The 24,327-nt window shown below is 61.2% G+C and carries 23 protein-coding genes and 1 pseudogene; 13 read left to right on the plus strand and 11 right to left on the minus strand.

The window, feature by feature from the left end:
• The first annotated feature begins 9 nt into the window (after positions 1-9).
• The 4 genes from A3CW_RS0110500 (at position 10) to A3CW_RS0110515 (ending at position 3,262) form a co-directional block, all read left to right on the plus strand.
• On the plus strand, positions 10-1,041 hold the full coding sequence (locus A3CW_RS0110500) for a proline racemase family protein (RefSeq protein WP_028203525.1): 1,032 nt from the start codon (positions 10-12) through the stop codon (positions 1,039-1,041).
• Between the two features lie 72 nt (positions 1,042-1,113).
• Complete coding sequence (locus A3CW_RS0110505; protein ID WP_028203526.1) at positions 1,114-1,821, plus strand: GntR family transcriptional regulator; 708 nt, start codon at positions 1,114-1,116, stop codon at positions 1,819-1,821.
• A 66-nt stretch (positions 1,822-1,887) separates the two neighbouring features.
• Positions 1,888-2,613 (plus strand): haloacid dehalogenase type II, encoded by a 726-nt coding sequence (locus A3CW_RS0110510; RefSeq protein WP_028203527.1) that lies wholly within the window; start codon positions 1,888-1,890, stop codon positions 2,611-2,613.
• A 10-nt stretch (positions 2,614-2,623) separates the two neighbouring features.
• Entirely contained in the window at positions 2,624-3,262 is a 639-nt protein-coding gene (locus tag A3CW_RS0110515; protein WP_028203528.1) for an NUDIX hydrolase, read from the plus strand.
• Positions 3,263-3,304: 42 nt separating this feature from the next.
• Here A3CW_RS0110515 and A3CW_RS0110520 read toward each other — a convergent pair whose 3' ends face one another.
• The 6 genes from A3CW_RS0110520 to lhpI all read right to left on the minus strand — a co-directional run bounded on the left by A3CW_RS0110520 (position 3,305) and on the right by lhpI (position 7,709).
• Positions 3,305-3,697 carry an H-NS family nucleoid-associated regulatory protein gene (locus A3CW_RS0110520; RefSeq protein WP_407669734.1) on the minus strand — a complete coding sequence of 131 codons (393 nt, stop codon included), beginning with the start codon at positions 3,695-3,697 and terminating at the stop codon, positions 3,305-3,307.
• 71 nt (positions 3,698-3,768) lie between these two features.
• A complete protein-coding gene (locus A3CW_RS53805; protein ID WP_081771614.1) occupies positions 3,769-4,020 on the minus strand; it encodes a hypothetical protein in 252 nt (83 codons plus the stop codon).
• Positions 4,021-4,057: 37 nt separating this feature from the next.
• Positions 4,058-4,363 carry a hypothetical protein gene (locus tag A3CW_RS0110530; RefSeq protein ID WP_028203531.1) on the minus strand — a complete coding sequence of 102 codons (306 nt, stop codon included), beginning with the start codon at positions 4,361-4,363 and terminating at the stop codon, positions 4,058-4,060.
• 193 nt (positions 4,364-4,556) lie between these two features.
• Positions 4,557-5,564: a trans-3-hydroxy-L-proline dehydratase gene (gene lhpH, locus A3CW_RS0110535; RefSeq protein WP_028203532.1), complete on the minus strand. Its 1,008-nt coding sequence runs from the start codon at positions 5,562-5,564 to the stop codon at positions 4,557-4,559.
• A 20-nt stretch (positions 5,565-5,584) separates the two neighbouring features.
• A complete protein-coding gene (locus A3CW_RS0110540; RefSeq protein ID WP_028203533.1) occupies positions 5,585-6,706 on the minus strand; it encodes a branched-chain amino acid ABC transporter substrate-binding protein in 1,122 nt (373 codons plus the stop codon).
• A gap of 85 nt (positions 6,707-6,791) precedes the next feature.
• A complete protein-coding gene (gene lhpI / locus A3CW_RS0110545; RefSeq protein WP_028203534.1) occupies positions 6,792-7,709 on the minus strand; it encodes a bifunctional Delta(1)-pyrroline-2-carboxylate/Delta(1)-piperideine-2-carboxylate reductase in 918 nt (305 codons plus the stop codon).
• Positions 7,710-8,027: 318 nt separating this feature from the next.
• Between lhpI and A3CW_RS0110550 the strand changes: the two genes are divergently transcribed.
• The gene (locus tag A3CW_RS0110550) at positions 8,028-8,771 is read left to right on the plus strand and encodes a FadR/GntR family transcriptional regulator (protein WP_028203535.1); all 744 of its coding nucleotides are present in this window, start codon (positions 8,028-8,030) and stop codon (positions 8,769-8,771) included.
• Positions 8,772-8,894: 123 nt separating this feature from the next.
• The gene (locus A3CW_RS0110555; RefSeq protein ID WP_028203536.1) at positions 8,895-10,670 is read left to right on the plus strand and encodes a phospholipase D-like domain-containing protein; all 1,776 of its coding nucleotides are present in this window, start codon (positions 8,895-8,897) and stop codon (positions 10,668-10,670) included.
• Positions 10,671-10,706: 36 nt separating this feature from the next.
• On the opposite strand, the gene A3CW_RS0110560 is transcribed toward A3CW_RS0110555, so the two are convergent.
• Positions 10,707-11,657 (minus strand): LysR substrate-binding domain-containing protein, encoded by a 951-nt coding sequence (locus A3CW_RS0110560; RefSeq protein WP_028203537.1) that lies wholly within the window; start codon positions 11,655-11,657, stop codon positions 10,707-10,709.
• 153 nt (positions 11,658-11,810) lie between these two features.
• On the opposite strand from A3CW_RS0110560, the gene A3CW_RS0110565 reads away from it, so the two are divergent.
• From A3CW_RS0110565 to scpB, 3 genes are read left to right on the plus strand one after another with little or no spacing between them, the layout of a single operon-like run.
• A complete protein-coding gene (locus A3CW_RS0110565; protein WP_028203538.1) occupies positions 11,811-13,130 on the plus strand; it encodes an MFS transporter in 1,320 nt (439 codons plus the stop codon).
• A gap of 39 nt (positions 13,131-13,169) precedes the next feature.
• On the plus strand, positions 13,170-14,429 hold the full coding sequence (locus A3CW_RS45880) for a CaiB/BaiF CoA transferase family protein (protein ID WP_051481372.1): 1,260 nt from the start codon (positions 13,170-13,172) through the stop codon (positions 14,427-14,429).
• Between the two features lie 4 nt (positions 14,430-14,433).
• Positions 14,434-15,237, plus strand: coding sequence for a methylmalonyl-CoA decarboxylase (gene scpB / locus A3CW_RS0110575; RefSeq protein ID WP_028203539.1), 804 nt, complete (start codon positions 14,434-14,436; stop codon positions 15,235-15,237).
• A 64-nt stretch (positions 15,238-15,301) separates the two neighbouring features.
• On the opposite strand, the gene dinB is transcribed toward scpB, so the two are convergent.
• Positions 15,302-16,447, minus strand: a complete 1,146-nt coding sequence (gene dinB / locus A3CW_RS0110580; RefSeq protein ID WP_028203540.1) for a DNA polymerase IV — start codon at positions 16,445-16,447, stop codon at positions 15,302-15,304.
• Between the two features lie 638 nt (positions 16,448-17,085).
• On the opposite strand from dinB, the gene A3CW_RS0110595 reads away from it, so the two are divergent.
• Complete coding sequence (locus A3CW_RS0110595) at positions 17,086-17,862, plus strand: enoyl-CoA hydratase-related protein (protein ID WP_028203541.1); 777 nt, start codon at positions 17,086-17,088, stop codon at positions 17,860-17,862.
• 31 nt (positions 17,863-17,893) lie between these two features.
• Here A3CW_RS0110595 and A3CW_RS0110600 read toward each other — a convergent pair whose 3' ends face one another.
• Together A3CW_RS0110600 and A3CW_RS0110605 are read right to left on the minus strand one after the other, a co-directional pair.
• Positions 17,894-18,328: a MarR family winged helix-turn-helix transcriptional regulator gene (locus A3CW_RS0110600; RefSeq protein ID WP_028203542.1), complete on the minus strand. Its 435-nt coding sequence runs from the start codon at positions 18,326-18,328 to the stop codon at positions 17,894-17,896.
• 100 nt (positions 18,329-18,428) lie between these two features.
• Positions 18,429-19,025: a DJ-1/PfpI family protein gene (locus A3CW_RS0110605; RefSeq protein ID WP_028203543.1), complete on the minus strand. Its 597-nt coding sequence runs from the start codon at positions 19,023-19,025 to the stop codon at positions 18,429-18,431.
• A 90-nt stretch (positions 19,026-19,115) separates the two neighbouring features.
• On the opposite strand from A3CW_RS0110605, the gene A3CW_RS0110610 reads away from it, so the two are divergent.
• Both A3CW_RS0110610 and A3CW_RS0110615 read left to right on the plus strand, forming a co-directional pair.
• On the plus strand, positions 19,116-20,447 hold the full coding sequence (locus A3CW_RS0110610; RefSeq protein ID WP_028203544.1) for an aminotransferase-like domain-containing protein: 1,332 nt from the start codon (positions 19,116-19,118) through the stop codon (positions 20,445-20,447).
• Positions 20,448-20,760: 313 nt separating this feature from the next.
• The gene (locus A3CW_RS0110615; protein ID WP_028203545.1) at positions 20,761-21,285 is read left to right on the plus strand and encodes a DsbA family protein; all 525 of its coding nucleotides are present in this window, start codon (positions 20,761-20,763) and stop codon (positions 21,283-21,285) included.
• A 35-nt stretch (positions 21,286-21,320) separates the two neighbouring features.
• On the opposite strand, the gene hpnN is transcribed toward A3CW_RS0110615, so the two are convergent.
• Positions 21,321-23,936, minus strand: coding sequence for a hopanoid transporter HpnN (hpnN, locus tag A3CW_RS0110620; RefSeq protein WP_028203546.1), 2,616 nt, complete (start codon positions 23,934-23,936; stop codon positions 21,321-21,323).
• Positions 23,937-24,136: 200 nt separating this feature from the next.
• Here hpnN and A3CW_RS50825 point away from each other — a divergent pair.
• A pseudogene (locus A3CW_RS50825) lies at positions 24,137-24,322 on the plus strand (OsmC family peroxiredoxin); the annotation flags it as partial.
• Between the last annotated feature and the right edge of the window lie 5 nt (positions 24,323-24,327).

Consider the following 24,327-nt stretch of genomic DNA (forward strand, 5'->3'; position numbering starts at 1 on the left):
AGATCGAACATGCGCTGGAAAAAGACACTTCAACTCGTGGATGTGCACTGCGAAGGCGAGATCGGCAAAGTCATCACCGGGGGCGTCGTGGGCATCCCCGGTGAGACCATGCTCGACAAGATGAATTACCTCAACGAGGTGGACGACAGCCTGCGCAGGCTCGTCGTGCTCGAACCGCGAGGCTGCCTGCAGATGTCTGTCAATCTGCTGCTGCCGCCCACGCGGCCCGAGGCCCACGCGGGCTTTATTGTGCTGCAGGCGGACAAGGCCCACCCGATGTCCGGCAGCAATGCCATCTGCGTCGTGACGGCCTTGCTCGAACTCGGCATGGTTGAAATGCAGGAGCCCGAAACGACCGTCGTGCTCGACACGCCTGCCGGTCTCGTCACGGCTCGCGCAACGTGCCGGGACGGCCGCTGCATGGGCGTCGCGCTCGACATGGTGCCGTCGTTCGTCGAACGGCTCGACTTCGGCATCGACACTGCGCAGTTCGGGACGATTCGCGCCGATATCGCATTTGGCGGCGTCTATTACGCGCTCATCGACGTCGGGCAGGTCGGGCTGACGATCGCCCCGGAGAACGCACGCGCGCTGGCCGAGCTGGGCGTGTCGCTCAAGGACGTGATCAACCAGCAGATCGAGATTGAGCACCCGCTATACCCGCAAATCAACGAAGTTGCCTATGTCATGTTCCGCAATCGCGTGAGCGACGAGCTGTATCAGACCTGCACGACTTTGCCTCCCGGCCGCGTCGACCGCTCGCCGTGCGGCACCGGAAGCTCGGCGAATCTCGCGACGCTCGCCGCCCGCGGTCTGGCAGACGTCGGCACGAAATTGAAGTCGCGCTCGACAATTGGGGGCGAATTCTCCGTGGAGTTGCTCGGCAAGACGGAAGTCGGCGGCCGGCCCGCCGTTTTGCCGCGTGTGCAGGGCCGCGCGTGGGTGTACGGCATCCAGCAGATCGGGGTTGACCCCGACGACCCGCTGGCGGCGGGATTCATGCTCAGCGACACGTGGGGCGCGGGATTTCCGAAGGTCTGAGGCGAGGGGCGGGCAATGTTAAACTCCAAAGCACGCCCGCTTTACCGGGCCTACGACGACGGCGGGAAGACCATGAGCAAAGCGACCAACGAGGCAGAGGCGGGTGTCCGCCGCCATGGCGGGCGATACATCTACGAAGAGCTGCGCAGACAGATCCTGACGCTGCAACTCAAGCCTGGCGCGCCGCTGGACGAGGTATCGCTCGCAGAGCAATTCGGCCTTTCGCGTTCGCCCGTTCGTGATGCGCTCGCCCGGCTCATTAGCGAGGGGCTCGTCACGATCCTGCCGAATCGCACGACGCTCGTGACGCCGCTGGAAATCGAAGAATTTCCGAAGTACGTATCGGCGCTCGATCTCATTCAGCGCGCGGTGACCCGGCTCGCCGCGCTACATCGTACGCAAGAGGACCTCGCGATCCTCAAGAAGGCCGACGCCGCGTATATGAAGGCGGTCGAGAGCGGCGATGCCGAGGTGTTGACCGAGCGGAACAAGCAGCTGCACATGGCCATCGCACATGCGGCAAACAATCCCTATTTCGTGGGGTATTACGAACGGCTGCTGGGCGAGGGGCAACGTCTGACGCATCTGCACTTCGACTACACGGTGACCTCGCCTCACGCGACCAGGCTGGGCAATGACCATAGCGAGATCATCGACGCCATTGCGCGTAAGGACGCCGATCTGGCCGAGAAGCTCGCACACGAACACACGATGCTCTTCCAGAAACGGTTCCTCGATTACATGCGCCAGAACATGACGGAATCGATCGCCATTGTGTGATTCGCTGCGTCGAAGCGGGGCCTTGGGAAACGGGATCGCCACCATGCACTTCCAAAAGGAGTAACCATGGATTTGACCGACTTCGACACACTGACTTTTGACTGCTACGGCACGTTGATCGACTGGGAAAGCGGCATCTTCGCTGGACTCAAGCCCCTGATCGAACGGGCCAGGACGCCGCTGTCGAGAGACCAGATTCTGGAGGCCCACGCGCGCCACGAGTCGTCGCAGCAGAAATACACGCCGGCCAGGCGATACCAGGAACTGCTGCCCATCGTCTACAAGCGACTGGCCGAGGAATGGGGACTGTCGTTCACGCACGAGGAGTGCATGGCGTACGGTCGGTCAGTGCGGAACTGGCCGGCATTCGAGGACACCGTGGCCGCGCTGCAGTATCTGAAAAAGCACTACAAGCTGGCCATACTCTCCAACGTCGACAACGAGACGTTCAGCTACAGCAACGCAAGGTTGCAGGTAGCGTTCGACGCGATTTTTACGGCGGAAGATATCGGCTCGTACAAGCCAGCGCCGCGAAACTTCGAATACATGCTCGAGAAGCTGGGTGAGCGTGGCATCAAGAAGGAAAAAATCCTTCACACTGCCGAAAGTCTTTTCCACGACCACAAGCCTGCCAGTGAGTTTGGTCTGGCGTCGTGCTGGATTTACCGCCGTCATTCGCAACCGGGCTTTGGCGCGACCATGAATCCCGGCTGGCAGCCGAACGTCGCCTTTCGCTTCAACAGCATGGCGGACCTTGCGAAGGCGCATCAGGACGCCGCGGCGAAAAAGTAAGGCGGTATGGATGCCCACGCCTGACGAACAAGAATCGCCGAGAGCACGCCTTGCGCAGGCGCGCCGGCTACTGGCGCTTGCGCAATCGGGCTTGCACTACGCGACGAGCCCGTTCGACCAGGAACGGTACACGGAAATCGCCAGCATCGCGCATCAGCAACTCGCGGAAATGGCGTCCATGCAATCGAGCGATGTCGCCGCGCTCTTTGCTTTCGAAACGGGATACGCGAATCCTAAACTCGATGTCAGATGCGCCGTCTTCAATCCGTCCGGTCAGATCCTTCTCGTGCGAGAGGCCGTGGATGGTTTGTGGTCCCTGCCTGGCGGCTGGGCCGACATAGGCGTTTCGCCCGCGGAGAACGCGGCAAGAGAGGCTCGTGAAGAAAGCGGCTACACGGTGAAGATCGTTCGGCTGCTGGCCGTGTGGGACATGCTCAAGCACGGACATCCGCCTTCCGTGTTTCACATCTGGAAGCTGGTTTTCCTTGGGGAAATCGTGCGCGCGGGGAAAATATCCGGAGCCGAAACCGACGCCGTTCAGTTCTTCGATATCGATAACCTTCCAGACTTGTCGCAAGGCCGGATTCTGCCGGAACAAATTCGACAACTGGACGCACTGCGCAATAACAGTGACGTTGAATTCGACTGAAGTTTCTCTTTGACGCCGGGGTGGCACCTAACGGTGGTGCTTTCAGCCGGCGCTGGGCTGCTCGGTGCTGACTGTTGCCAGGCGGCTGCCGGCAAACGGGTCCTGCCGCCAGTCCACGCTTGGGGTTTTCACGGGCTGCTGCTCGGTTATCTCGCCGATTGCAAAATGCTCGAGCGACTGCCCCGCGCTTGTCGCCTGCACCACCCACCGCGGGGCGTCGCCATTGCCGTCCCACGTGTGGCCAGCCGCATCCCGGTAACGGGCGGCGCGCAATTGCGCGGCGTCTGCGGCAATTGACGCAGCAATATCATCCGGTTCAATACCAAATTCGGCCATCCGACGCCGCAGATAGGCCACGATGCTTTCGCGTTTTCGTTCGTCCATTTCTAGTTGTGCTTTGCTCTGAATGCAACTCTTGAGCAGAATATAGCGCAAGTCGCGTGCCGCCAGGATATCACAGCTTGAACGGGCGTCCCTGGCGGCGGTCGCGAAAGGCCTGGCGGGAATCAGGTGTTGAGCTTCTGGGCGCGCTCGGCTTCATGTTCTGCGGCCCGTTCCTCCGCATGCTTTTTCGCAACGTGATGTCCCACGATGCAGCCGCCAACGGCTCCAGCAACGGCGTGGTGGCCCGCATAATGTCCGGCTACGCCCCCCACGACAGCGCCTTTGAGGCAGCCGGCGGCATGTGCGGTTCCGGCTGCCGCCAGTCCTAAAGTGGCAGCCGCGGCAAGCATCCTGATTCGATTATTGACGTTCATGATAAACACTTGTGTGAAATATTAGCTTCGGACCGGCTCAATAGCCCCGGCGCCCATTGTCGTGCCAGTCACGCTCACGCCATTGGTGTTCGCGCCGCTCGTGTTCCCGCCATTCGTGTTCCCGCCACTGACGGGCGCGCCAGTCATCGTCGCCGCGCCAGGCCACCGCGACCGGAGCAGGCGCATAGGCAGCGGGCGGCGGAGCAACGTACACCGGTTCAGCCGGGGCGTAGGCGGCTCCCGGCAGGTTGACACCCACGGCCAGATCGACATGCGCAAACGCCGCGCTCGAAGCGGCCAGTGCGGCCGCGCCCAGTACCACGCCGAGAATCGTCCTTTTCATTTCACTACTCCTCCGCACGTGTCGTGCGTTTCTGGTAAGCACGGTTCGGAGTGTAGGCGGCGGGCCCGGACACAGGTGCAACGGCGGTGCGAGTTTCGTAACGGCGCGTTATTTCGCGTGTTCCGATACGTAAAAAAGCGCGGACGCTCATTCACAGCGTTCCGCGCTAACGGGTACCACGAGGAGGAAGAGTCTAGCGGACAAGGAACCCGTAAGTCAGCGGGTCGCGCTCGTCCACAATCCAGGTCGCGAAACCGCACACGAACGCATTACCTTCGACTTCTGGGATCACTGCCTTGAAGTCGCCGACGGTCGTCTCGCTGAGTACGCGTCCTTTGAAAACCGTGCCGATAATGGATTCGTTCACGAGGGTCTCGCCTTTGCCGAGTTCGCCACGCAGGTACAACTGGGCGACGCGTCCACCCGTGCCGGAGCCGGTCGGTGAGCGGTCCACTTCGCGGTCCGCGAACACGCAGCAGTTGGCTTGCGTCGAGCCTTCGTGTCGCGCTGCATTGGCGATGATGGTCCCGTAAATGTGGTTGATTTCGGGGATATCGGGATGCTCGACAGGGTAGGCCTTGTTCGCGGCTTCCTTCACCTCTGCCCCGAAGCGGATGAGTTCCTCGACCGACGACTCGCGCACGGCGAGGCCATGCGGCTGACCGTCGGTATAGAAATAAAACGCACCGCCGAACGCGATGTCGCCCTTCACCGTGCCAAAGGACGGCGTCTCGACAGTCACATCCCGCTTCCAGATGAACGATGGGACATTCACGAATCGCACATTGCCGGCGTGTTCGCCATCCCACTGAACGAACGCTTCGATAAAGCCACAGGGCGCGTCGATGCCGACACGCGTTTCCGGAACACTGCGTTGGACCCAGCCAAGCTCGACCGCTGCGGTGGACAGCGCGATCACGCCGTGTCCGCAGTGGTCGCTATAGCCCTCGTTGTGGAGGAAGATGATGCCGAAGTCGGCGGTGGGGCTGACCGGTTCGGTCAGATAGCCACCGTACATGTCGGCGTGACCGCGCGGCTCGAACATCAACGCGGTGCGGATTTCGTCAGCGTTTTCCTTCAGCCACGCACGACGCTTCACGATCGTGTCGCCGGGCAGGCGAGGCAATCCGCTGGTGACGATACGGAATGCTTCGCCGCCGGTATGAACTTCGACGGTCGTTATGGTACGAGTAGTCTTCATGATGTCTTTGCGCTATTGGCTTACTGACCGTACGGAACTGGCAGGCCGTCCTTGATGATGTAGACGGTTGTGGGCGCGCCCACGAGGTCGCCGTTTGCATCGAAAGAGTAAGTGCCCGCGACGCCCTTGTAGTCGGTCTTCGCCAACTGGGCGACAAGCTTTGCCTTATCGGTGGTGGTGCCCGCCTTGACCATCGCGTCGGCGAGCAGTTTCACGCCGTCGTAGTAGTTGACGGCATAGACCTGCGTGTCGGTGTGGTAGGTGTCCTTGTACTTCTTCAGGAAGTCACGGCCCGCTGCAGTCTTGTCCAGCGCGACGCCACCCTGCGCGCAATACACGATCGACGCGGCTTCGCCCGCCACCTTGCCCATGTCGGCCGAGCAGATGCCATCGCCGCCCAGCAACTTCGCGCGCAGTCCGCGCGCGCGCATCTGCTTGGCCATGGGGGCGCCCTGAGCCGCGTATCCGCCGAAGAAGATGACGTCGGGGTTCTTCGCCTTGATGGTGGTAAGGATGCCCAGGAAGTCGGTCGCCGCCGAGTTGGTGAACTCCCGGTCGACGATCTGGATGCCGTTCGCCTTCGCCTCTTTGATGAACTGCTCCGCCACCCCTTGCCCATAGGCCGTGCGGTCGTCGATCACCGCGGCGGTTTTCGCCTTCAACGTTTTTGCTGCGAACTGGCCCATCGTGCCGCCCAACTGCTCGTCGCTTGCGCCGATCCGGAAGATGTTCTTGAAGCCTTGTTTCGTCAGCGCCGGATTCGAAGCAACGGGGAGCATCGGAATACCGGCGGTGTTGTAGACACGCGATGCCGGAATCGCCACGCCGGAGTTGTACGGACCCATGACGGCGACCACGCCGCTGTCGGCAAGCTTTTGCGCGATCTGGACGCCGACCTTCGGGTCCGCCTGGTCGTCTTCCGAGTCCAGTTTGAAGGTCACCTTCTTGCCGTCGACCGTCACGCCGCTCTTGTTCAGTTCGTCGATGGCGAGGCGGGCGCCATTTTCGTTGTCCTTGCCGTTCGGTGCCTGCGGGCCCGTCAGCGGCGCCGAGTGACCGATGGTGACGACAGTTTGAGCATGGGCGGTGAGGCAGAAGCCGGCGGCCGTGAGGACGGCGAGGGTGGTGGCAAGGTGGCGCATGATGTCTCCAGATTATTGGACTGCCAGTCGAATGCGAATTTGAACTGCTGCTGTGACGGCGCAGCGCCGTCATGAACGTCGACGCTTAGCGCAGGGCGTCGCGTGCGACCCGGCATGCCGCCAGGTCCCATGCTGCACAGCCTACGCTCTTGAATAGAATGGGTTTCGTCGCGTGAAATTCCCCGGCGAGGGCTTTGGCCAGTGGGGAAACGGCGTGCCAGTCCACGTTGGCCTGGATGAGGTCTCCGGCTTCGTGTTTCGCGCCGACGGGGTCATCGACCACCAAAGCACTGCCGTCAACGGTTTGGCGGGAGATTTCGGCCGCGTCGGGCGTGAACGCGCCGACGCCCACGACCAGGCGGCCCGTGCGTGCGGACTCCGTATACACGGGCGTTTTGCTGGTCGTCAGCGTGATGACGACGTCTGCGGTCTCCGGAATGGCGTCGCTTTCGAGCGCGGCGAGATTCGGCGCTGCCGCGCGATTGCGTGCAACGAATGCGTCCGCATCGGCCTGCGAACGGCCCTTTGCCCGCAACTGCGCCTCCGGGAAGATGGCCGCGAGGGCTTCCGCGTGATTGGCAGCCTGTTTGCCGGTCCCGATGATGATGATTTCCCGCGGCGGCGCCTGGTGCAGGGTCTGGATGCCGAGTGCCGTCACGGCCGCCGTGCGGCGTCCCGTTACGGTCGGTCCGTCGAGCATGAAAAGCATTTCGCCCGTGAACGCATCGCATGCGATGACCTGGCCGTGAATGGTCGGCAGTTGTCGACTGGTGTTGGTCGGGCAGACGTTGACCAGCTTGTGAATGGCGATGTCCGGCGCGCTCGCCGGCATGGACAGCATCAAGCCGCCTTCCTGGATGGGGATGGCCAGACGCTCGGGGCTGACGACCTTGCCCGCGCTGTATTCGACGACGGTCTCGGCCAGCACGCGTACGAGAAGGCGGTAGTCGAGCAGCGAAGCCGTCGCGGCCGCGTCGAAGTTTCGGATGTCGCGTGAGGTCATTCGGAAGCCTTGGGTTCTGGCGGTCGAAAAGCGGAAGCATGCGGCCAGGTGGGTTTCTGGCTTCAGTCCGGCCAATTCCTTGGGCTCGGTGTGGAACGAATCTATACCACTGGTGGATGACTGGCAAGCCAATTTGTGTCGATATGGTGTCGCTGTGGACTTTTATTGGACCAAACTGGATCGCAAGGACTGGTCGAATAGAGAAAAGTGGTTCGAGTTTTCCCGATTTATCGCGGGGATACGCCACCGCGGGCTTCAGGACGGAGTCACGAAAGTGGTATATTTTAGAACCACCTCACGACGCACCGAGAACACACGATGGCATCCGCTCGCTTCGAACTTGAAGGCAACTTTCGGCCACTGCAGATTTACGAGCAGGTGTCGGAAAAGATCCGGGCCGAGGTCCGCAGCGGCCGATTCCTGCCGGACGCCCGGCTGCCTTCGGAGCGCGAACTGGCCACGCTCTTTGGCGTTGGGCGGCCTGCCGTGCGCGAAGCCATCGGGCAATTGCAAAACGAGGGCCTCGTTGTCACGAAGCGCAACTCGGGCACTTACGTGGCATCCATGGCCAACCAGATTCTTGCCGCAGCGCCGAGCGTGGAAACGCAGACGGGGGAATCGGCATCGGACTTCAGCCCGTCGGCTACGCTCGACGTGCGTCTGATTCTCGAGCCCGCCATTGCAAGGCGAGCGGCAGCACGCAAACAGCGAGACCGGCTGGCCGAGCACTATCTGGACCAGATGGAGACGTTGACGGACGTGGCGACGCCCGAAGAGCGAGCGCTGTGGAACAACAGCGACAGGCTCTTTCATCGTCAACTGGCGGTGATGACAGGGGATGCGTTGCTGGCGAAGCTCGCGGAAGAAATTGCATCGACCATGGACCAGTCGCTGTGGAAGCGGCTCAAGGACGACGGGATTTATGACCCGGCTCGCATTCGACTGTACGTTGCGGAGCATCGGCTGATTTACGAAGCCATTGTCTGCGGAGACGCCGATGCGGCGGCGTTCTATGTCGAGCAGCATATTCATCGGGTGCAAAGAGATATCACGCCGCAGTAAATGTGTTTGTCGCGGCTGTCGGCAGCGTCATCGAAACGACATCCAGGCAACATGGTTCGTTCACTGTTTCAACAAACTGTTGGTTGAAACTGGGGCTTTTGGCTAACACAGCAGAGGTGAACGATGTCGACGAAGGTCCGTAGCTATCTCTCCCCGACGCTGGTTTTACTCGCGCTCGACTGGCCAGAAGGGGCGACACGTGCCGACTTCCTGGGTTTTGCCATAGAGCGCGCCCCGGGTTTCACGAGCCCGGACGGAAGATCCCATGAGGCGAGCAGCTGGCTCCCTAATCGAATCACGTTCAACGGGCCGGTGCCGGATGGGAAGCCCGATGCGCCTTCGAACATCGCGCCGATTCAAAAATTCATGTGGTGGGACGCGCGTATCGAGGAGGCCGACAGAGGCAAGCAGTTCAAGTACACCGTCTATCCGGTAGTCGGTACGCCGGACAATGTGAATGTGCTGAACGCAGAGGCGAGTTCGGTTGAGGTCACGCTTCCGGCGCATATCGAAGACGGCGTCGGTACCTGGTTCAACCGTGCAGTGGTGAGCTCACAGGCTTTTGCACGACAGGTGAAGGCCATGGGAATCGATCCGCATACCGCGCCGCCGGCCGCAGAGGCGCTTGAACTTCGTACGTGGCTCGCGAACGACATGCAGCTTGTGTTCAAGGAAATATTTCTGGACGCGTCGCGCGCTGCAGCAGCCATCTATCACCTGACTGATCCGCTTTGGGCGATCCCGGCGTTCAAGGAATTTGGGACCGCTCACGGCAAAGCGAATGTTGCCGTCGTATACGATTCCCACCTGGTTCGCGAAAAAGGTAAAGCTCCCGCACCATCGCCCAATCAACCCGCAGTCGATGAACTAGGCAGCGTCGTGACGTTCTGCCCGCGTGACAAGACGCATATCATGCACGACAAGCTTATCGTGACGGATAGGGGCGATCGACAAGGCAACCCGGCATTCGTCGTGGCGGGGTCTGCGAACTTCACGACGGAAGGCATTACGGAACAGGCCAACGTGCTTCACCTGTTCGATTCGGTTGATCTCGCGAAACTGTACGACGACAGAACGAAAGCCATCGCGAGCAATCCGCCGATCAACCAGACCGCGGAACTCACGAATGGCTGGTCTGATTCTGTGACGGTGGGAAGCGCAGCTGTGCGTGTTTGCTTCTCTCCGGAAACGAAAACCAGACGTACCCAGATCGATACCATCGTCGAAGCGATAGGAAAGGCGCAGCATTCCGTCCTGTTTTGCCTCTTCATGCCGACAGACGAACCGCTTCGCGACGCCTGCTTTGCCGCCGGTGACAAGGGGCTAATGATGTTCGGCCTCGTCAACAACATTAGCGAAAAGTCCGCTGAGAATGCACAAGAGGCGCAAAAAGCCGGAGAAGCGGTGAGTACGACTGCGCTGGCAAATCTCGCGCTCTATCATAGAAGCAAGGAAAACCGCGACGTCATCGACGCATCGTATTTTTCTCCGGCAACCGTGCCCGAAGGATTCGAACCCGAACTACGGCTCTTTCCTGGCGAAGTCGCGCCCAGTTACGCCCCGGTCATCATCCACCACAAGTTCATTGTGATCGACGCCGAGGGAGACAATCCGATTGTCTACACGGGCTCGGCGAACATGAGCAATAACTCCGAGCATTTCAACGACGAGAATCTGCTCGAAATAAAAGACACGCGAATTGCCGGCATTTACCTCGCTGAATTCATGCGGTTATACGAGCACTATCGTGCTCGCGCCGTTGGCATCGAGGAGCAGCAGCATAGAACCGTGCAGCGGCTGTTGCTGCAGCCCGACCGCAAGTGGGCCGACAAGTATTACAAGGCGAATAGTCCGGAGGAGAAGGCGCGCATTGCCCTGGCATCGGATCCGGCCAACTGATGCAATCGCTTCAGTGACTGCGCATTGGCTGCGCAGTCACCGCGCACGCGTCGCACGCCGCGGGCGTTGCGCGTTGCCGGCCGCCCATTCAGGACGCGCGCTCAGCGTTGCCACGAGCTCACGCATCGTATCCTTGACCTTGAGAACGGCGTTGCTCACGAGCGGCGTGTCTTTCCAGCAGAGCGAGAGATCGCGCCGAAACAGGCTGTGATTGAGTTGTGCCAGCTTCAATTTGCCCTCGTCCAGTTCGACGTGAGCCGCAGTCCACGGCAGAACGGTCACGCCGAGCTTTGCCATCACCGCCGCGAATAACAATGCCGTCGAACTGGCCTCGAAAAGGATCTTGCATGCCAGGCCCTTTTCGCGCAGTGCCCACTCGACGCGGCTGCGAATGGTGTTTGGCGCACTTGGCAGCACCATCGGCATCGTCGCGAGCGCGCTCAAGGCAATCGGCTCTCGAGGAAGCTCGAACTCGGGCCAGGCAATCAGATACAAGGCCTCGGACAGCAGGTGTTCGGCCTGGATGCCGTGGGTTTCAACGGCATCTGCGACGATTGCCAGGTCCACGCGTCCACCTGCAATCAGGTTGTGCAAATCGGCGGTGGGTGCCTCGATGAGTTCGATCACGATTCCCGGATAGCGCGCTCGCACAGCCTGCGCGAGCGGGATGGCGAGCACTCGGGAGGTGCTCGAAGGCAGCCCGACGGAAACCTTGCCCTCGGGAGATTCGGCGTCTTGCCGCAAGAGTTCGCCAGTGCGGTCGGCCTGCCGCAACAGTTCCAGTGCATGGCGATGCAGCGTTTTTCCGGACGCCGTTGGCGCAACGCCCTGGGTGCTTCGCTCGAGCAGCTGGGTGCCGAGTTCGCTTTCCAGATTGCGTATCTGCTGGCTGACGGCAGGCTGCGCAACGTGAAGCGCCTCGCTGGCGCGCGTCACATTGCCGTATTCCACGACCTTCACGAAGTACCGCAATTGTCTCAGGTCCACGCCGATCCTCCTGTCTCGCCATAAGAAATTGTTCTCGCGCGAGAGGAATATCATATTTTTCATGGATGGTGTCGCTTCTTATACTCGCCTCACATAACCGCTGCCGAACGACGCACTTTCAAGCCCGGACGGTCGATACAAACGGAGACGAGCATGCAGAAAACCCTTGTGACAGCCTCAAACGAAGTGAGGGCGCGGCGCACGCCGCTTTCGCGGGAGCAGATAGGCGGCTTCTGGGCGGTTTACCTCGGTTGGGTTCTCGACGGCGTGGACTCCGTGATCTACGCACTGGTGCTTGTTCCCGCGCTCACAGAACTGCTTCCCCTTTCCGGCATCGAGCCAACGCCCGGCAATCTCGGCATGTACGGCTCGATTCTGTTCGCCTTGTTCCTTATCGGCTGGGGCATGTCGTTCATCTGGGGGCCGCTCGCCGACCGCTACGGGCGTGTGCGAACGCTCGCGGCCAGTATTCTGATTTACTCGATTTTCACGGGCGCCGCGGCCTTCGCGCATAACGTGTGGGAACTTGGGGTGTTTCGTCTGATTGCAGGCATCGGCGTTGGCGGTGAGTGGGCGCTAGCCGGCACGTACATCGCAGAGAGTTGGCCCGAGGACCGCCGGAAGATGGGCGCGGGCTACCTGCAGACCGGCTACTACCTGGGGTTTTTCATCGCCGCGTGGCTCAACTACACCGTCGGCGCCCAATACGGCTGGCGCGCCATGTTCCTTTGCGGTCTGGCGCCGGCGTTCCTCGCCATCTTCACCGTATTCAAGGTAAAGGAACCCGGGAAGTGGGACCGGGAATCCGCGCGCCATTCTTCAACTGCTCGACACGCGGTGTCGCCACTGCGGCTGATATTCGCTCCCGAGTTTCGGCGGCGCACCATCACCAGCGCCGCGCTCGTCGGTGTGGCAATCGTGGGGCTGTGGGCCGGCTCCGTCTATGAGGCGAGTGCCGTCGTGAGCCTCGCGACCCGTGCCGGACTGAGCAAAGTCGACGCGATTCACCTTGCGTCGGTGGGAGCGGCCATTCTGTCCGTTGGCACGATTATCGGCTGTCTGGTCGCGCCGTATCTCGCGGAAAAAGTGGGGCGCAGAACGGCTCTCGGTCTGTATTTCGTGGGGATGGCGGGCGCTATCGTGCTGGCGTTCGGATGGGCGTTCTATCTGCCAGACGGGCTGCGTCTATTCATGGCATCGCTCGCGTTGTTGGGATTCTTCGGCGGAAACTTCGCGATTTTCTCGCTGTGGCTGCCGGAACAGTACCCGACGCGCATCCGCGCGACGGCATTTGCGTTCAATGCATCGGTAGGCCGATTCATTGGCGCAGGGGTCAATTTCGTCCTCGCCGCCGCGATTAACTGGCAGGGCTCGCTGGGTACGCCGGTCGCCTGGACGGCGGCGGCTTTCGGGTTAGGCATTCTCATCCTGCCTTTTGCTACCGAGACGCACCACGCGCGCCTTCCGGAGTAATCTTGGCTGGAACACAAAAGTGGCAACTGGAGACATCGTATGAAAGCGTTGGAGAAAATCAGGGTCGTCGATTTGACGCGCGCGCTCTCGGGCCCGTTTTGCGCGATGGTGCTGGCCGACCTTGGTGCTGACGTCGTCAAGGTCGAATCCGGTCCTGACGGCGACATGAGCCGCGCCTGGGGACCGTTCGATCGCGGCATTAGTACGTACTACTTGTCGTGCAACCGGAACAAGCGGGCACTATGCATCGACATGCGCGATCCGCGTGGACTGGACGCAGTAAAACGCCTGATCGAAGAGGCCGACGTTGTGCTCGAGAACTTCAAGCCTGGCACCATGGAGAAAATGGGCTTGGGGTACGACGTGTTGCGTGAGCGCAATCCGGGCCTCGTCATGGCGAGCATCAGCGGATTTGGCGACTCCGGCCCGCTCAAGGATTGGCCGGGTTTCGACCAGATTGCGCAAGGCTATTCGGGTCTCATGAGTCTCACGGGATTCCCGGAAGGCGAGCCGACACGTACGGGCACGGCCATCGGCGACCTGAGTTCCGGCCTTTGGCTGACCATTGCGGTGATTTCCGCGCTCTTCGAACGCGAGCGGACGGGGCAGGGCCAGCATGTCAGCACCTCGTTGCTCGCCAGTCTGGTCGGGCTGCTGAGCGTGCATGCGCAACGCTATCTGAGCCTCGGCGACGTTCCGGCGCGCACGGGCAATGCGCACTCGGTCATCGCCCCGTACGGGGTGTTCGAGACCGCGGACGGCCCGCTCAATATCGCTCCGATCACGACGGAGATGTGGCGTCGGCTGTGCCAGCTTCTCGACCTCCCGCAATTGCCGGGCGATCCGCGTTTTGCGACCAACGAAGCGCGCGTGGCCAATCGTGGCGAGTTGAAGGAAATCATCGAGCGCCGACTGAAGACGAGGGGAAAACGCGAGTGGACGGCGTTATTTGTCGATGCCGGATTGCCAGCCGGGCCCATCAACACGCTCGAGGAAGTGTTCGCCGATGCACAGGTCCAGCACTGTGGTCTGGTTGAAGCGGTGCAACATCGAATCCTCGGAGAAGTGCGCCAGGTCCCCACTCCCTTGTTCAATGCATCGAAGGAGGGCGAGCCGGCTGCTCGCGAAGCGACACGCCATGCGCCGCCTGCGCTGGGTGAGCACTCGGTAGAAGTCTTGCGCGAGAGTGGCTTTAGCGAATCGGAACTCTATGAGCTACTCTCCGCGGGTGTGCTTTATCAAATTCCCCGCGTGCCGGCGCAAGAGTCACAGCGCGGTCTGACGCAACATGTGGAGTAACGAAATGAGTGCGATTGCGCCGGAAGAATGCGTGAAGGTCACCACTGAAATCATTGAAGGGCGTATTGGAAAGGTGATTTTCCGCAACGCTTCCAGACACCATGCCTTGAATGCGGAATTGCTGGGCGCACTCGAGGATCAACTGACGGACCTGACATCGAAGGGCGTGCCCGTAGTGATCTTGACGAGCGGCGTGGGCGAGAAGGTCTGGAGCGCGGGTCACGACCTCGGTGAACTCGAGGCAGACCACGACCCGATTGCCTGGGGTAAGCCGCTGGAGCGCGTGCTACGGCAGGTGCGCGCGTATCCGGGCGTGGTCATGGCAATGGTGTCGGGTTCGGTATGGGGCGGGGCAGTCGACCTCGTGATGAGCTGCGACCTCGTCGTCGCCGACACGACGGTGCGCTTTGCCATGACGCCGGCGAACATCGGTCTGCCGTACAGCACGAGCGGTTTGCTCCGTTTCATCAACAACCTGCCGATCCATATCCTCAAGGAGATGTTCTTCTGCGCACGACCGCTCGAAGCCGAGGAAGCCGAGCGCCACGGCGTGCTCAATCGCTTGGTTCAGCCAGCCGACGTCGAGGCGGTTGCCCTGCAGATGGCGAGGGAGATTGCGACCAAAGCGCCGTTGGCAATTGCTGCGGTCAAGGAGCAATTGCGAATTCTCGAAGACGTCGTGCCGGTGCCTGTCGATGCGATGGAGAGAATCGCGGAGCTTCGCAGGGCGGCGTGCGCCGGCGACGACATGAGGGAAGGGCTGGAGGCATTCGCGCAGCGACGTTCACCGGACTTTCGCGGTCGATGAGTCTCCCGGGAACGCGCCTGGCGTCCAATCGCTGCGACAAGGAGCGCGGTCAATGGCTCACGGACTAAAAATCGAGCGTGAATTGAGGCGACTCGTTACTGGAGGCTTCTCCGGCATGTTGGAGGTTGCCGGCCTTGACTCCTAGCAGCCGGATGGATTTGACAAGTTCGACTCTTTTCAGGCACTCAGTCGCCGCGCGCCGCAACGCTTTCGCGTCATCAATAGGCTCAGGAAGCGTGACGTCACGCGTGACTGTCTTGAAGTCGTTGAAGCGCAGCTTGATGCCGATCTTCCTGGCCAAATAACCCTTGCGCTGGAGGTCGAGCGCCACCTGTTCGCATAGGCGGGTAAACGCTGCGCCCAGTTCCTGTCGGTGCCGTACCGCGTGTAGATCGCGCTCGAATGTGGTCTCGCGACTCATCGAGACGGGCTCGCTATACGTCACCACCGGCCTGTCATCCAGTCCATTTGAGACTCTGCGAAGCCACGCCCCGTAGCTTCGTCCAAAGTGCTCGACGAGCCAGCGCTCGTCGCGCGCAGCGATCTCACCGATGGTCGTTATGCCAAAAGACGCAAGCTTGGCGGCCGCCTTGGGGCCGACACCGTTGATCTTGTTCGCGGCCATTGGCCAAATCCTCGATTGCACGTCCGCTAGCGTCACGATTGTGATGCCGTCCGGCTTTTGCATATCGGAGCACAGCTTCGCAAGCAGCTTGTTTGGCGCGATGCCGACGGAGCATGTGAGATTGGTGGCTTCGAAGACGGCGGACTTCAACTTGCGCGCGATGACCTCTGAATCGCCATCCGTGAGTGAAACATCTGCGTAGACCTCGTCGATGCCGACGTCTTCCATGCTCGAACTGATTGACCGGACGGCATCCTTGAACAGTCGCGAGTACGTTCGGTAGAGATCAAAATTCACTGGAAGGAGAATTGCATCCGGCGCTAACCGGGCGGCCTTCATGGCGGGCATTCCGGAATGAACGCCGAGTGCGCGAGCCTCGTAGGTCGCGGTCGTGAGGACACCTCTGCCCACATAGTCGCGTAGCCGAGAGAACTCGCGTGTGCCGTCCGGCTTCGTTCGTGGCGCATCCGAGCGACGACCGGCAACCACCATGGCCTCGCCTCGTAGTTCGGGATACTGCGAAAGTTCACACGACGCAAAGAATGCGTCCATGTCGATGTGGGCTATGCGCCGATCATCTGGCATGCCTTGGTACTCAAAAATAGCGTTCGATGACTCCGCACGACCGACACGCTACTCGTCAGCGGTATTCCGGGAGGAGCAGCGGGGCAACGACACATTGCGTTTTACGGATATTCCTGGAACTGTACATTTATACAGTAACTTTGTCAGGATGCTGCATCTGATTCGGAGATATTTTTTGAGTGCGAGGGTTCGCAAACGTCTCTTCCGCGGACGCCGCCGCTCTGACTGCGGAATCCAAAAAAAAGCCCGCCGGTGTGGCGGGCTGCTGCGACGAGGCCTTGAAACAGCCTCTCATGATGTCAGTCCTGGCGCGGTTGATAACGCCGGTAGACGCTCCAGATCGCCACGGCGGCGATCACGATAACGGCCGTGAGAATAAGCATGTTCAGTCCTCCGGTTGCTTGCCTGTTTCGTAATGCCTCAATGCTACGGAGCATGCGTGCGCGCGAGGAGTGGCGCGACGTCGCGAATGGAGTACCTGGTCGAATTCCGGTTCGCTACCAAATTCAGGCTTCAGACGTCATCAGGGGCGAGGGTTCGCGAGCAGGCCGCGAATCGCATGGCATCGACCCTCAGGTTTACTTTGCATGCGAACTACCTATATACTTCGCATGCAAACTAAATTTCAGGAGAGCACCATGAGCGCGGAAATTCACGTCGATCAAGCCGACGGCATTCTGACGATTACGCTTGCCCGACCGGACAAGAAGAATGCACTGACGAACGAGATGTATGGCACGCTGGCAGACATCATCGAGAACGCGGAGCACGACAGCCATGTCCGCGTATTGCTGATGCAAGGGGACGGAGACATGTTTACCGCGGGCAACGATGTGGGCGAGTTCGCAGCCATTGCATCGGGTAAGGGGCCCAGTGAGCGACATGTGCATCGCTTTTTGCATGCCCTGGCGAAGTCGAGCGTGCCCATCATCGCGGCGGTCCAGGGCAAGGCGGTCGGTATCGGCACCACGCTTCTACTGCACTGCGACTACGTTCTGCTCGCGCCAGACGCAGAACTGATCACTCCGTTCGTCAATCTCGCGCTCGTCCCCGAGGCGGCGTCCAGCTACCTGCTTCCACTGCGCGTCGGCCACGTGCGGGCCTTCGAGATGTTTGCGCTGGGCGAGCCGCTCGACGCGCAAACCGCTGTCGCGTGGGGCCTTGCCAACAAGGTCTGCGCAAAGGATCAACTACGCGACGATGCGCGCAGGATGGCCGAAAGAATCGCTGCCAAGCCGGCCGGTTCACTGAGCGCCATGAAAAAGCTGATGCGCGAAGCCGAAACGCTGGTTGCGCAAATGGACAGCGAGAGCGCGAAGTTTCAGGAGCGGCTGACGAGCGCCGAGGCGAGGGAGGCATTCGCGGCCTTTGCCGAGAAACGCAAGCCGGACTTCGCGAGGGTTGCCCAGCACTAGCCAGTGCCTTGCTGACCGGCTACGGTCGAGGTTACGCGTCGCCGTCTTCGGCGAGCGGAAACCTGGTCTGCAGGCTGGTCAGCCACCGCGCCACGACGTCGATCTCCGCTTCCGTGAATCCTTCGGTCAATCTGGTGTTCAGGTCTTTCATGCGAAGCTTCGCCTTTTGGCGCGCGGTACGTCCTGCCTCCGTCAACCACAGACGCGACACCCGGCCATCGGTCTCGTCAGCCCGACGTTCGATTAACCCCGCCTTTTCTGTCCGGTCAGCGAGACCGCTCATGCCTGGTGCGCCCAAATCCAGCGCAGCAGCGGCTTCGCTCATGAGTGCGCCGTTGCGATCACCCAAAAAAAACAGCAGCCCCGCCTGGGCAGCCGTGACGCCGCCGCCGGCTGCGCGTGTTTGCGACCACCGTTGCAGCCGGCGCTGTCCGACATTCAATAGATAGACGAGGCGATGTTTCATATCCGCGCAGATAAAATTGTGCGATTTAGTTCGCGTGCGAATTATATCATGCGCTGATCGACCCTTTCGAAGGGGAGCGTAGACGTTCAGCGGCTTCCGGTTAAAGGAATGGCGAAATGTTCTCGATCGCGCGCGTCACGTAAGTTTCCTTCTCTCCCACTGGCGCTGCATGGTGAATCACGCTGCGCGCAGCCTCGATGCCGGCGAGGCGCGCGATCATCCAGGCCGCGAGATAGTGCGATGCGAGACACCCGCCCGCCGTCGCGACATTCCCACTGGCCACGAACGGCTGATCGAGCACGGGCACACCCGCCTCTTCGACCCACGGCGTGGTGGTCAGGTCCGTGCATGCGGGAACGCCCTGCAGCAGGCCCAGCTTCGCAAGTATCAGCGTGCCGGAGCACTGCGCACCAAGCAACTGGCGCGTTGGGTCGAGCCTGAGTTGCGACATCAGCGCGGGATCGGCGGCGACGTCGCGCGTGCGTATTCCACTGCCGACCAACACCGCGTCGGCTTCGCATGCGTCGTTCAGCGACACTTGCGCCTCCAGCACGAGGCCATTCATTGAACGCACAGTGGACGCCGGGCTGGCAATCGAAACTCGCCAGTCGGGTTGCCGGACCCGGTTGAGGAGGTTGAATGCGATCAGCGAGTCGAGTTCGTTGAAGCCTTCGAAGGTCAGGATGGCGATGTGCATGGCGCCCTCATACGGTAGAAGAGGTTGTGTCGAGCCATGGTAGGGCCGACAATCAATACAATCAAATTATTGTCATGGATACATTGGGCCATGCCGGAACCCCGCTACAAACCGCTGGTCGATCGGATCGCCGCCGAAATCCGTGCGGGCCGTCTGCGTCCCGGCACGCGTCTGCCCACGCACCGCGAACTGGCTGCGCGCGAGGGCCTGGCACTGGTCACGGCAACGCGTGTCTATGCGGAGCTGCAGGCGATGGGGCTCGTCAGCGGCGAAACCGGCCGCGGCACGTTCGTCAAGGAGCCGCTGCCCCGCGGACAAGGCGTCGATCTGCATGCGTGGAGCGCGGACGCCGTGGACCTGAGCTTCAACTATCCGTCGTCGCCCGATCAGACCGACCTGCTCAGGGCAGCGCTGCGCCAGCTCGCGGCGGCCGGCGACCTGGAGTCGCTGCTCCGCTACCAGCCCCACGGCGGGCGCGAACACGAAAGGGCGACGGCGGCGCGACACCTGGCCCGCCGGGGCCTGGAAGCCAGCGCCGAAACCACGCTGTTCGTGAGCGGCGCGCAGCATGGACTGACGACGACGGCGATGGCGCTATTCGAACCCGGCGACGTGGTGGCGGTGGACGCGCTGACCTACCCGGGGTTCAAGCTGGCCGCCGAGGCCAGCCGACTGGAACTCGCACCGATCCCGGCCGCTGGACGCGGCCCGGATCTGGACGCATTGGCGGCCCTGTGCAAGCGACGAAAAGTGCGTGCCGTCTACACGATGCCGACCCTGCACAATCCGCTCGGCTGGGTGATGAGCGCGACGCGGCGCCGCGAGCTTGTCGCCATCGCACGACGACATGGGCTGATTCTGATCGAGGACGCCGCCTATGCGTTCCTGGCCGGCGATGCGCCGCCGCCGTTGGCATCGCTCGCGCCGGAGACGACGGTCTATGTGTCGAGCTTGTCGAAGAGTGTTGCGACGGGTCTGCGCATCGGTTTCATCCACGCACCGCGCGATTGGGTGCCGAGGCTCGAGCGGGCGATCCGGGCGACGACGTGGAACACGCCGGCGACCATGACGGCCATCGCCTGCGGCTGGATGGAAGACGGCACGGCGGCGAGGCTCGAAGACGAGAAGCGGCGCGATGCCGCGATACGTCAGCGCCTCGCCGCCGAGGTTCTGGGGCCGCTCAAGAGAATAGGGCACCCAGCGTCGTACTTCATCTGGATGCCACTCGAACCCGAGGTCCGCGCCGACGCGATCGCGATGGCGTTGATGCGCGAACGGATTTCCGTGACGACCGCGCTGCCGTTTTCGACTTCGCCCCATGTGCCTCACGCCATTCGCCTCGCAATCGGTTCCGTCGATCTGGCCACGCTCGAGCGGTCGCTGGAGACGGTGGCCCGTGTGGTTGCTGAACATACGTATTGAATTGCGCGCGCGATGGCGGGATCTGTCTGGCAGGTTTCGGGGCGAATGTGCGGGCGGCGGGTGCTGCGCCATTTGCTGGGCGATGCGATCAATCGCGCCGTTGCAACCCGGACCACGCTTGCCATGCTCTATGTTTGACCGGGGAGCCTGGTCTCACTATACAAAGGTTTAGTCCGCAGCGTCTCGTGAGCGCTTCGATTAACCGAGCAGATAGCTGTTCGGGTAGCGTGAATCGACCTAAGCTACCTGAACGAGGTGCCGCCAGCACTGACTGGCGCGAAGCAGCCGATTGCAGCCCGCAACAGGACCGTCCATGAGCAAGCTTTCGCCATCCGTTGGACCGCTCGACCACTCGCAAGGCGCGATCGACGCGCCCGTCACGCTCGTCGAGTACAGTGATTTCGAATGCCCGTATTGCGGGGCAATGCACGGTGTCATCACGGCAGTCCAGCACGCGATGGGAGAAAATTTGCGATTTGTCTTCCGGCACTTCCCTTTGACCGAAATGCACGCCCATGCCCTGCATGCGGCGCAGTTTTCGGAAGCCGCTGCAGCCGTCGGCAAGTTTTGGGAAGCACACACTATGTTGTACGAGAACCAGCGGTCCCTGGGGGATCAGAGCCTCGCGCAGTACGCCGCCGAGCTGGGTCTCCCTCCTCACAGTTTGACCGCTGCGTTCAGCGGCCGTTACGACGAGCGCATTCAGAGCGATTTCGCGAGTGGCATACGGAGTGGGGTGCACGGAACTCCCACACTGTTTATCAATGGCCATCTCTACGGCGGAGAACACGACGCCCGAAGCTTGCTCGAAGCTTTGCGGGATGCAGCGAAACGCTAGTGATCGTAGCGCTGTCCGGTTTTACACATTCCTCATCAGTCAGCTGACGCCATCGTTTTGAACTGTGCGGCGCGAGGCCGTCCCATCAACACGGGCTGAAATACCACCGCGCCAATCAGCGTAGACACCAGCGAGAGCGCAAGCAACGCGCCCAGACTCGATGTTCCGGGATGGTGTGAAAACCACAAGCTACCGAACGCTGCGCCCGTTGTCGCTGCGCTGAATACAACCGCATAAGTCAGACTGGATTCCAGTAGCCGTGTTGCGCCGCCTCGCCACGCGATCACATAGTAGATCTTGAACGCGACGCCGACGCCAAGCATGAGCGGCAGCGCGATGATGTTCGCGAAGTTCAGTTGCAGACCCAGCGCTACGGTTAATTCGAGCGTCAAAAGCGCGGAAACGAGCAACGGCACAACCGTTCGAAGGATATCGTCGACCCGGCGCAACGCAATCCACAAGATGGCGACGATCGCTACCAGGGCGTATCCGCTCGCCTGAAGGAATGCCTTGATGACGAGATTAGCCGAGTACAGGATCGAGATCGGACCGCCGATCGCATCTGGCTCTGCAGCGCTCACTGCGTTAGCGAAGCTTCTCAACATCGCGTCATTATTTGGGTCGATACCGCTTGGGACGCGGGGAGAGATTTCCACGATTGCCTTGCCGTCCGCGGCGACCCAGTCTCTTGCGATCCCGGTGGGCAAATTGGCGCGGGTTATCCCGGCAGGATCGAGAAGCGCGACCAACTGCGCGAGCGCGATCTTCAACGGTGCCGTCATCGCATGGTCGGCGCGATCGCGTGTCGTGCTCGAGGCGTCGGCGAGGCGGGTCAGCGTGCGTGAGAGTCGCTTCGCCTCGGCGGCGCCGGGCCCGGGATGATCCTCTGCCGCAAGCGACAGCTGGTTCGCCGCCCGACGCAAGGCGTCGACGCGAACGGCGTCGCTTGCCGGCTGCGCGGGCGGCTGCGCCAGGACGGGGTGCAATACCCGGGCAGCGTCTGCAATCACGGCGAGTTTTTCTGCCTGGTCTGCCGGGATGAAAGTGGTTAGCGTGACCGTTCTACCCACCTGAGGCAGCTTTGACAAGTGAGCGGCGATCGCATCGGCTTCGGTCAAGGAATTCGCCATGACGCGCACATTGTTGATGCCGATTTCGGGCGAGTCTTTCAGTGCGAGCAGGGTTGCCATCGATTCCGTGCGTGGATCCTTGAGATGCAATGGATTGAAATCGAAGCGCAGATGTAGCAACAAGGGCGACGCGCCGAGAATGACAACTGCTGCCACGGCCAACATGGCTTTGCGATGCCTGTCGAGGAAGTCGTCGGCTCCGGCAAGCTGCCTGAAGCCCGGCGACGCTTTTTCGTCTCCTGGCTGCAACACGCTGATGAGCGCGGGCAAGAGCGTCACACTGGTGAGCCAGGCGACGATCATTCCCACCCCGGCGATCTTGCCCAGTTCCGACACGCCGCGATAAGCAGTCGGAATAAACGAAAAGAAGCTAACGGCGACTGCAATCGCGGCGAGGGACAGGCGGCTGCCTAGCGCATTTGCCGTACTCGCCAATGAGGCGGGGATACGATCGTCCTTGTAGTGCTCTTCCCGATACCTCACGGTGAACTGCACGCCGAAGTCGACGCCCAAGCCGACGAATAGCACCATGAACGCGACTGAGATCATGTTGAATGCGTTCACCATCACCAGCCCCAATGCTGCAGTGGTGAGCAACCCGACGACGAGGCAGATGGAAACGGCAAGTACCAGTTTGGCGGACCGCAGCGCAACCCAGAGAATGCCAAGTACGACGAGAAGTGTCACGGCGCCGTTGAATGCCGCACCGTCCTGAACCGATGCGAATTCGTCGTCGGCGAGCGGCTGTTCGCCGGTAAGGCGCACGTGTGCGCCAAATCTCGTATCGAGATGCAACGAGGCCGCCGTGTCGCGTATCAATGCCGTTGCGTTGCCGCCTGCCCTCAGCGATGCGTAATTCAGCACGGGCTGCACGAGTACGAATGCGCGCGCAGGCGACTTCGCATGGGAGTCGGTCAACGAACGCCATGAAAACGCGGCGTCCTGGTTCGCTAGCACGCGGTCCATGACGTCCGCGCTTTGATCGAGAAGGGGAGCGATCTGACCGAGCTTGATTTGCCCGAATTGCAGCGGCAAAAGCAAGGTCGTCGTCAACAGGTTGGCGAGACCGGTCAGACTGGGGTCATGGGCGAGCGCATTGAGCAACGGGCGCGCTTGCGTCAACTGCGACGTCGTTGACTGTACGTCGCGCAACGAGAGAAAAAGCAACCCATTGTGTTCGAAGAAAGGACCGGCACCCGGCTGCGTCACCGCAACGAACCGGTGCGTGTCCTTTCGCAGTGCACTGGCAAGCTCGCTGGCGGCGGTGTCGGCGAATTCCGGCGCATTCGATTCCACTACGACGAGAATGGAGCCCCCTCGTTGCGGAAAGGCGCGATCCAGCGACCTGGACAAGGCGTCCCACCGCTTGTCGACAGTCAATAGCCGGTCTGTGGCCGTGTTGATCTTGAAGTGATGGGAGACGTAATAACCGCTCAGCAGCACGAGGACGAGCGATAGCGCGATCACGCTGATCCGGTGACGGGTGGACCATGAAACAAGATGGGCAACCGACGACATCATGGCGAAGGTTCAGGCGCGGCGGACACCTCAGTGTAGCGTAGTTATCCAGAACGTGTCCGCGCGTGGTGGGGACGGTTCCGATCCGTCGATATCGCTATCGAACGGTTTACGTACACGCACGCGTCGCGGCACGGATCAGCCGAATTGAATTAACGTTGGCCGGCGAAATCGTTTCGAAGCCGACATGACAGGAGGACAGAATGAAGCGCAAGGCATCGGCGGTCTGGGAGGGAGGGCTGAGAGACGGAAATGGCTCGATCTCCACGGATAGCGGCGTACTCAAGGACACACAGTATTCGTTCTCGACGCGCTTTGAAAATGGCATCGGCACGAATCCTGAAGAGCTGATCGCGGCAGCGCATGCTGGATGCTTTTCGATGCGGTTGCCTGG

The sequence above is a fragment of the Paraburkholderia nodosa DSM 21604 genome (assembly GCF_000519185.1).
Lineage (GTDB): Bacteria > Pseudomonadota > Gammaproteobacteria > Burkholderiales > Burkholderiaceae > Paraburkholderia > Paraburkholderia nodosa.